The following is a 7,622-nucleotide window of genomic DNA, read 5'->3' as shown; positions in this document are numbered from 1 at the left end:
CAATAGGAGGCTAAATATGAGTAATAATAATTTCATTTGGGAGAATATCTTAAAGAATATTAAAGATGAAGTATCTCCTGAGGTATATGAAGGTTGGCTTCATAACAGTTATACTGATAATGTTGATTTAAAAAATAAAACTATTACAATTATATGTAGTAATTCTTTTTTGTCTGATCTTTTTAAAAATGTCTATGATGAAAAATTCAAATCTATTATAAAAAATTTAATGAATGTAGATTTTTCTTTTTATTATAATTATCTTGATGAAGAAAAAGTTATAGAAGATAATAGAAAAAAAGAAGAAGATAATAACTCTGCAGGACAACTTATTATGAATAATTTTCTAGCAAAGGAGAAACCTTCTGGATCACAAAATTTCTTTCAAGCACAATCTTTTCCACTAGATGAATATAAAAGTCCAGTAAAAAAAGCACAACTTTCTTCTTCCAAAAACAATCCTTCCTTGAACAAGAATTTCACTTTTGATAATTTTATTGTTGGAGAAGGGAATCAATATGCAGTAACACTTGCAAGGACAGTTGCTTCTTATCCTGGAGAAAGTTCGCCTGCATTTATATACGGAGGAGTAGGTCTTGGAAAAACTCACTTACTTCATGCTATAGGTAATGAATTGGAAGAACACAACCCTGATTTTAAAATAAAATGTATCTCTTCAGAAAAATTTTTAAATGATTTTATGCGTTTAATACAACCTGGATCTAAATCTAATTTTTCTAATGACGAGTTTAATAGAATATATCGTAATGTTGATGCTTTATTGATTGATGATATTCAATTTTTATCAGGAAAACAAGAAACTTTAAAAAACTTTTTCCACGTTTTTAATGAATTGCAAGAAAATCAAAAACAAATAGTTTTAATAAGTGATAGACCTCCTCATCTATTAGATGGTATTGAAGATAGATTAGTTTCAAGATTTGAATCTGGAGTTACTGCAGATATAACCCCACCTGAATATGAAACTATAGCTACTATTTTAAAATTAAAATGTGGAGAGGCTAGTATTTCTATAGATGAATCAATTGTTGCTTATATTTCAGGTCATATTCATCAAAATACTAATAGAAATATTCGTGAATTAGAAGGTATAGTTAAAGAACTAAAATTCATGGTTCCTAAAAATGAAAAAATTACTATGGAAATGGTAGAAAGAATAGTCAAAAAACGTATTAATACTACGAAAAAAACTATTGAACCTAGTAATATTATTAATACTGTTGCTAGCTTTTATAATATTTCTGTAGATGATATTTATTCACCTAAACGTAATAAAGAAATCGCTAATGCAAGACAAATAGCTATATACCTTTGTCGAGAACTTACAGATCTTTCTTTGCCAGCAATAGGTAAAATTTTCAAAAAAGATCATTCTTCTATTTTTTATGCTAATAACAAAGTTGTTACTTTAAAAGAAGAAAATGAAGATGTAGCAACAGACATAGAAAATATAAAAAATAAAATAAAAAATATATAATAACAAGTAATAAACACTTTTTAACAAAGTTTTCCACAATAAGAAAATCTAAAATTTTAAAGTATACTTAGTTTTTCTGGACTTTTCCACAAATTTTACAAGGCTTATTACTATTACTATATTATTATATATATAATTAAGGAGAAAAATAATGAAATTTAATATAATCAAAAAAAATTTTTTGGAAGGATTAAATACTGTTTCTAAAATAATTGTTCAAAATACAGTTAATGAATCACAAAAAGGTATAAAAATAGAATTGTATAAAGACAAAATGATTTTAAAAGGTAGTGATTCTATGGTATTTATGGAATATTCTTTGGCAGCATTTGATGAAGATAAGGAAATAATAACTATAATAGAAGAAGGACAAGCAGTAGTTCCTACTAATTATTTCTTAGATATTATAAGAAAAGCACCTACAGAAATTATTGAAATAGAGAGTAATAATCAAACTATAAAAATTAAATCAGGCAAAAGTGAATTTAATATTCAAGGTTATGATATAGACGAATATCCTGATTTTCCTATAATAGACAAATCAAATAAATTTAATATGAATACTAAAGTTTTCAATGATATTATAAGAGAAACTTTATTTTGTACGGCTGTAAATGATCAACGACCTATATTAGAAGGAGTTAATGTTATTTTAGAAAATAAATTTTTAACAGCTACTTCTACAGACTCTCATAGACTTAGTAAAAGAAGATTACTATTAGAAAATATAGACGAAAGTCAAAATTTCAATATAATAATTCCTAGGAAATCTTTACAATCAATTCAAAAAATTATAGAAAATACAGATGAAGATTTAGAAATCTATTATGAAGAAAATAGAATAGTATTCGTTTATAGAAATATTATTTATTCTGCTATATTAATTAGTGGAAAATATCCTAATACTGAAAAATTAGTTCCTTCAATTTTTGAATGTACAGTAGTAGCTAATAGTAAAGAAATGTATTATGCTGTTGATAGGGTGGCGTTAGTTAGTAAAGATGAAAAAAATGATATAGTAAAATTAGCTATAAATGACGGTATAGTTAATTTATATGCATATTCTAAAGAATTAGGAACAGCTGAAGAAGAATTTTTTGCAGAAACTTATAATGAAGAAGGTAAATTTGAAATAGCTGTTTCAGCTAAATTTTTGAAAGAAGCTATATCAGCTATAAATTCTGAAAATGTTATTGTTAAGTTTTCAGGGGAACTAACAGCTTTTATTATTCAACCTAGTGATTATCATAGAGATATAATAGAGGTATTATTACCTGTTAGAACTTATTAATTAATCAATAAATATTTGGAAGATATTTGAGAGGAAAAAATATGATAAAAAAAAATAAATGGCTAGTTTTGTTAGCTATAGTTTTATTGGGATCTGTACTTAGAACACCAATAACAGGAATAGGGGCTATAATAGGTATAGTAAAAGAAAATTTACATATTAATAATACATTGGCAGGATTAATAACTACAATTCCGTTAGTAGCATTTGCGTTAATAAGTCCTTTCGCATCGAAATATTCTAATAAATATGGTTTAGAAAAAACTTTATTTTATTCAACTATAATAATAACTGTAGGTTTATTACTAAGATTTTATATTAATGTGTATGTTTTGTTTATTACCACTTTTATAATAGGTGTTGGTATAGCATTAGGTAATGTTTTGTTACCAGCAGTAGTAAAAAAATATTATCCTACTAAACTAGGGATTATGACAGGATTTTTCTCAGTAATAATGACTGTAACGGCTTCTATATCAGCAGCAGTAAGTTATCCTATAGCTAGTTCTAATATCTTTGGAGAAACTTTCAGTTTGGGATTAGCATTAAATATATGGGTTATAGTAGCATTTTGTTGTGTTGTAGTTTATTATTGTATGTCAAAAAATAATAGCGTATCAACAGGAAAAGTTACTAATTTTGAAAAAACTAATATTTTTAGAAGTCCTAAATTATACACTTTAACTATGTCTATGGGATTACAATCAGCTTTATACTACAGTAGTGTTTCTTGGTTTGGGCAAATTATGATTGATAAAGGATTTTTTAATGCAGAAGCAGGCTTATTACTTTCTGTAAGTCAGTTTGCACAATTTCCAGCAACATTTTTGATGCCAATATTAGCTGATAAAGTAAAAAATAAATTAATAATTCCTTTATTTATAGTTTTGAGTTATTTTATTTCTTTAGTAGGTCTATTATATATAAATACTAATATGGCTATTATGGTAGTTATAATGATATTATTTGCTTTAGCAGGTGGTGGATCATTCTCTTACGTAATGTATTTGTTCTCAGTAAAAACTAGAAATGCTGATGAGGCTTCTAAAGTATCTGGAGTAGCACAATCTGGAGGCTATGTACTAGCTGCAATATTTCCTCCGTTATTAGGATATGTAAAAGATGTGTCAAATTGGAATAGTGCGATGTACATTCTAGTTATGGCAGCAGTTGTATTATTTTTTGCTATGATTCATTGTAGTCGTGAAGGAAATATTATAGAAAATTAATATTATTTGTTAAAAATAGATGCTCATAGTAATTTTAACGGGTATATAATATTTAGTGTAAAGGTTAAAATCTTTATGCTAAATATTTTTTATTTTAATCGATAAATAAAAATATATATTAATTAATTGGAAGTATAATATATATGTTGGTATATTGTGTGAGCATAGCCAAAAATATTTTACTATTGATAGAAAACTAATATAAAGTTGTTTAAGGTTGTATACTGGATAATAAAAAGTCAAAGGTAATCGAAAGATGTATCCAAATAAAAAGAAATCCCACTGATAAAAAGTTAATTTTAAGTAATGTAGAAAGTAAATTTATATAAGGGATTTATTTTTTAGTTAATTTGCTTACATAGTTATTAATGAAGTTCTTATATATAATTGTTTGAAGTTTTTTTCAGACAAGCAATCCCACTGTAAAAGTGGGCTTTTTTAGTGCTCAAAAAGTGCCGATTTTTAGAAAAAGTATTAAAATTTTGTAATATACAAATAGTATTATCTTTGATTATATTGTAACGGAAATATTATTATATCAATACTTTGTTGATATTATTTTGAATTATGTTGAACTATGTTTAATGATAATGCTGATAATTAATTATTCTAAAAGGTTAATAATAGTATGTTTAATATCTAGTTTGTTATTAAATTTAATATAAAAATTAAGCACGTATGGAAGATTATAAATATTAAAAAAAGACTGTTGAATTTATTATCAACAGTCTTTAATAATATAATTTTTTAGTTTTCTAAAGCAGCGTAAGCATTGTTTAATGTATCTTTAAGTACGTCTGCTGAATGTTTCATTTTAGCTAATTCTTCAGTAGATAAATCCATTTCTACAATTTCACGAATACCTTCTCTACCAATTATAGCAGGCACTCCGATATATAAATCTTCTACTCCATATTGACCTTCACAGTATCCACTTACAGCTAATTCAGTATTTTCATCACGTAAAATAGCTTTTACTATAGTGAATAATGAAATACCTATAGCATAGTAAGTAGCACGTTTACGGTTAATTACTTCGTATGCTGCACGCATAACTCTTTCTTCAATTTGCTCGAAATCAGCAGCAGTATACTTGTCAGTAGATGCTAAGAATTTATCAAATTGTTTACCATAAACATAAACATTACTCCAAGCAGCAAATTGAGTATCTCCGTGTTCTCCTAAAATATATCCTCTAACACTGTTAGGTGCTACGTCAAGAACTTCTCCTAACATATAACGGAATCTTGATGTATCAAGAGTTGTTCCAGAACCGATAATTTTGTTTTTAGGGAATCCAGTGAATTTTTGTAACGCATTAGTTAATACGTCTACTGGATTAGATGCTATAACTATAACTCCGTCAAATCCAGATGCAACTATTTGATCAGACATATCTTTAACAACTTTCATATTTTTGTCAACTAAGTCTAAACGAGTTTCACCTGGTTTTTGAGGAAGTCCTCCACAAATTACTATAACATCAGCATCAGAGCATTGCTCGTATCCACCTGAAGTAACTTTAATAGGTGGAACTAAAGCTCCAGCATGATTTAAGTCCATTGCTTCTCCTTCAGCTTTTTCTGCAAAGAAATCAATTATACCTAATTCTTCACATAAACCACTTGAGTAAAGTTGGTATGCAAAACTCATACCTACCATCCCAGCACCGATTAAAACAACTTTTCTGTTTTTTGCTTTCATAGAAAAATCCTCCATGTAATTATATTAATTTAATTTTTATTTTAGTAACGAAATTATTACTAAAAAAATTATAGCACATTTTTTTTTCAAAAGAAAGCGAAATCAGTATTTTTTCTTTTTATATCTAAAAAATGTAAAAATTATAATTTAATTATACAGAATAAACAAATTTTTGTAATCATTATCTTTACTTATAAATTAATATTTATATAAAGTAAAATAATAAGAAATTTAATAAAAAATACTAGACTTTACATAATATTTTTGATAAAATAAACATATGTAAAGGATTTAAAATATAAGAATAAGGAGTGGACTTATGACGGCGACTATTTATGATGTAGCAAGAGAAGCAAAAGTATCTATGGCAACAGTTTCGAGAGTTGTAAATGATAATCCAAATGTAAAAGAAGCTACAAGAGCTAAAGTAAAAGAAGTAATAGAAAGATTACAATATACACCTAATGCAGTAGCAAGAGGATTAGCAAGCAAAAAAACTACAACTATAGGAATAGTATTACCAGATATTTCTGATTTAGCATCTGCAGAAACAGTAAGTGGAATAGAATCAGTTGCTAATATGTATAAATATAACGTTATATTAGCGAATTCTTGTAATGATAAAGATATAGAACGAGATATATTTAATTCCTTTATGAGTAAACAAGTAGATGGAATTATATATTTAGGACATTCTATGACAGAAAGTACAAGAAATTATTTAGAGGGAATAAATATTCCATTAGTACTATCAAGTAATATAGATATAGATGATCGTTACTATTCAATAAATATTAATTATGAAAAAGCAGGATATGATGCTACTAAAGAATTTTTAGAAAAAGGTGTAAAAAGAGTATCTTTAGTGATTAGTTCTTATGAATCACAAAAAGCTCAAAGAATTATAAGTGGTTATAAAAAAGCATTAAATGAGTTTAAACTAGACTTTGATTCTAGTCTGATAATAGATGGATATAAAACTTACAAGGAAAGTTCAGATGCCTACAAAAAAGTAAAAATGAATAAAGTAGAAGCAGTAATTACTATGTTTGATGAAGTAGCACTGTCAATTTTACATCAAGCACAAGATATGGGAGTAGATGTCCCTAAAAAATTAGAAATACTTTCATTTGAAAATACTAAATTACTAGATATGGCTAGACCAAAGATAACATCAATATTCCAACCTATCTTTGATATAGGAGCAGTTTCTATGAGAACTTTGACAAAAGTCATTGATATAGAAAAAGCAAAAAGTAAAGGTGAAGAATATGAAGAAACAGAAATTTCAGCTTTACAATCGGAAGGTAAAAAGCTTTATTTACCACATAGAATAATTCATAGACAAACAACAAAATAATTATTAAGCTAGAGTATATACTCTAGTTTTTATTTTTTGGCTTATAATATATGTGTTGATAAAAAATGGCGTACAATATACGTTTATAAACTCTATGTTGTTTTAAAAAAAGTGTATAATATACATATTGATATATTGTGTATAGCAAAAGATATTTTACTATTGATAAGAAATATAATATAAAACTAACAGATATAGCAGCAAAAATATAATAAAATTGTGTTAGACTAGTATGATAGAGATAATGATAGACGAAAGGTTGTATTTTTAGAATATATTCTTTTATATACAATTATACAATCTCAATAAGGCACAATATATTTATAGAATGTTAATGATAAAATCTGAAATTTAGAACAAAATATAGTAGAAAAAGTGTATAATAAAAATATTATAATTAAACAATAAAAAGTTATTGACAAAACAAAATAAAGACTATATAATAGTCAAAGTCTTCTTAAGAGATAAAGATTTGAAAAACAACTAAAAAAAGTTCAAAAAAATATTGACAAAAGAAAAAGAAGATGATAGAATATTAAA

5 protein-coding genes are annotated in these 7,622 nt (G+C 25.9%); 4 read left to right on the top strand and 1 reads right to left on the bottom strand.

Annotation, left to right across the window (positions count from 1 at the left end; translation table 11 throughout):
* The first annotated feature begins 16 nt into the window (after nucleotides 1-16).
* The 3 genes from dnaA (at nucleotide 17) to HZY83_RS06135 (ending at nucleotide 4,018) form a co-directional block, all read left to right on the top strand.
* Nucleotides 17-1,498, top strand: coding sequence for a chromosomal replication initiator protein DnaA (gene dnaA / locus HZY83_RS06145; protein WP_179943179.1), 1,482 nt, complete (start codon nucleotides 17-19; stop codon nucleotides 1,496-1,498).
* 151 nt (nucleotides 1,499-1,649) lie between these two features.
* Nucleotides 1,650-2,789 carry a DNA polymerase III subunit beta gene (dnaN, locus tag HZY83_RS06140; RefSeq protein ID WP_179943178.1) on the top strand — a complete coding sequence of 380 codons (1,140 nt, stop codon included), beginning with the start codon at nucleotides 1,650-1,652 and terminating at the stop codon, nucleotides 2,787-2,789.
* A 41-nt stretch (nucleotides 2,790-2,830) separates the two neighbouring features.
* Entirely contained in the window at nucleotides 2,831-4,018 is a 1,188-nt protein-coding gene (locus HZY83_RS06135; RefSeq protein ID WP_179943177.1) for an MFS transporter, read from the top strand.
* 747 nt (nucleotides 4,019-4,765) lie between these two features.
* Here HZY83_RS06135 and HZY83_RS06130 read toward each other — a convergent pair.
* The gene (locus HZY83_RS06130; protein WP_179943176.1) at nucleotides 4,766-5,722 is read right to left on the bottom strand and encodes an L-lactate dehydrogenase; all 957 of its coding nucleotides are present in this window, start codon (nucleotides 5,720-5,722) and stop codon (nucleotides 4,766-4,768) included.
* 319 nt (nucleotides 5,723-6,041) lie between these two features.
* Here HZY83_RS06130 and HZY83_RS06125 point away from each other — a divergent pair, with 319 nt between their 5' ends.
* On the top strand, nucleotides 6,042-7,082 hold the full coding sequence (locus HZY83_RS06125) for a LacI family DNA-binding transcriptional regulator (protein WP_179943175.1): 1,041 nt from the start codon (nucleotides 6,042-6,044) through the stop codon (nucleotides 7,080-7,082).
* Nucleotides 7,083-7,622 lie beyond the last annotated feature (540 nt).

Origin of the sequence: Gemella sp. GH3, from assembly GCF_013415425.1 — a bacterium.
In the GTDB taxonomy this organism is placed as follows: domain Bacteria; phylum Bacillota; class Bacilli; order Staphylococcales; family Gemellaceae; genus Gemelliphila.
The sequence above is the reverse complement of the archived record's forward strand: the minus strand, read 5'-3'. Positions and strand labels throughout refer to the sequence as shown.

Coding starts and splice junctions, on each gene's coding strand:
- dnaA (WP_179943179.1), top strand. CDS start 17: ATGAGTAATAATAATTTCATTTGGGAGAATATCTTAAAGAATATTAAA.
- dnaN (WP_179943178.1), top strand. CDS start 1,650: ATGAAATTTAATATAATCAAAAAAAATTTTTTGGAAGGATTAAATACT.
- HZY83_RS06125 (WP_179943175.1), top strand. CDS start 6,042: ATGACGGCGACTATTTATGATGTAGCAAGAGAAGCAAAAGTATCTATG.
- HZY83_RS06130 (WP_179943176.1), bottom strand. CDS start 5,722: ATGAAAGCAAAAAACAGAAAAGTTGTTTTAATCGGTGCTGGGATGGTA.
- HZY83_RS06135 (WP_179943177.1), top strand. CDS start 2,831: ATGATAAAAAAAAATAAATGGCTAGTTTTGTTAGCTATAGTTTTATTG.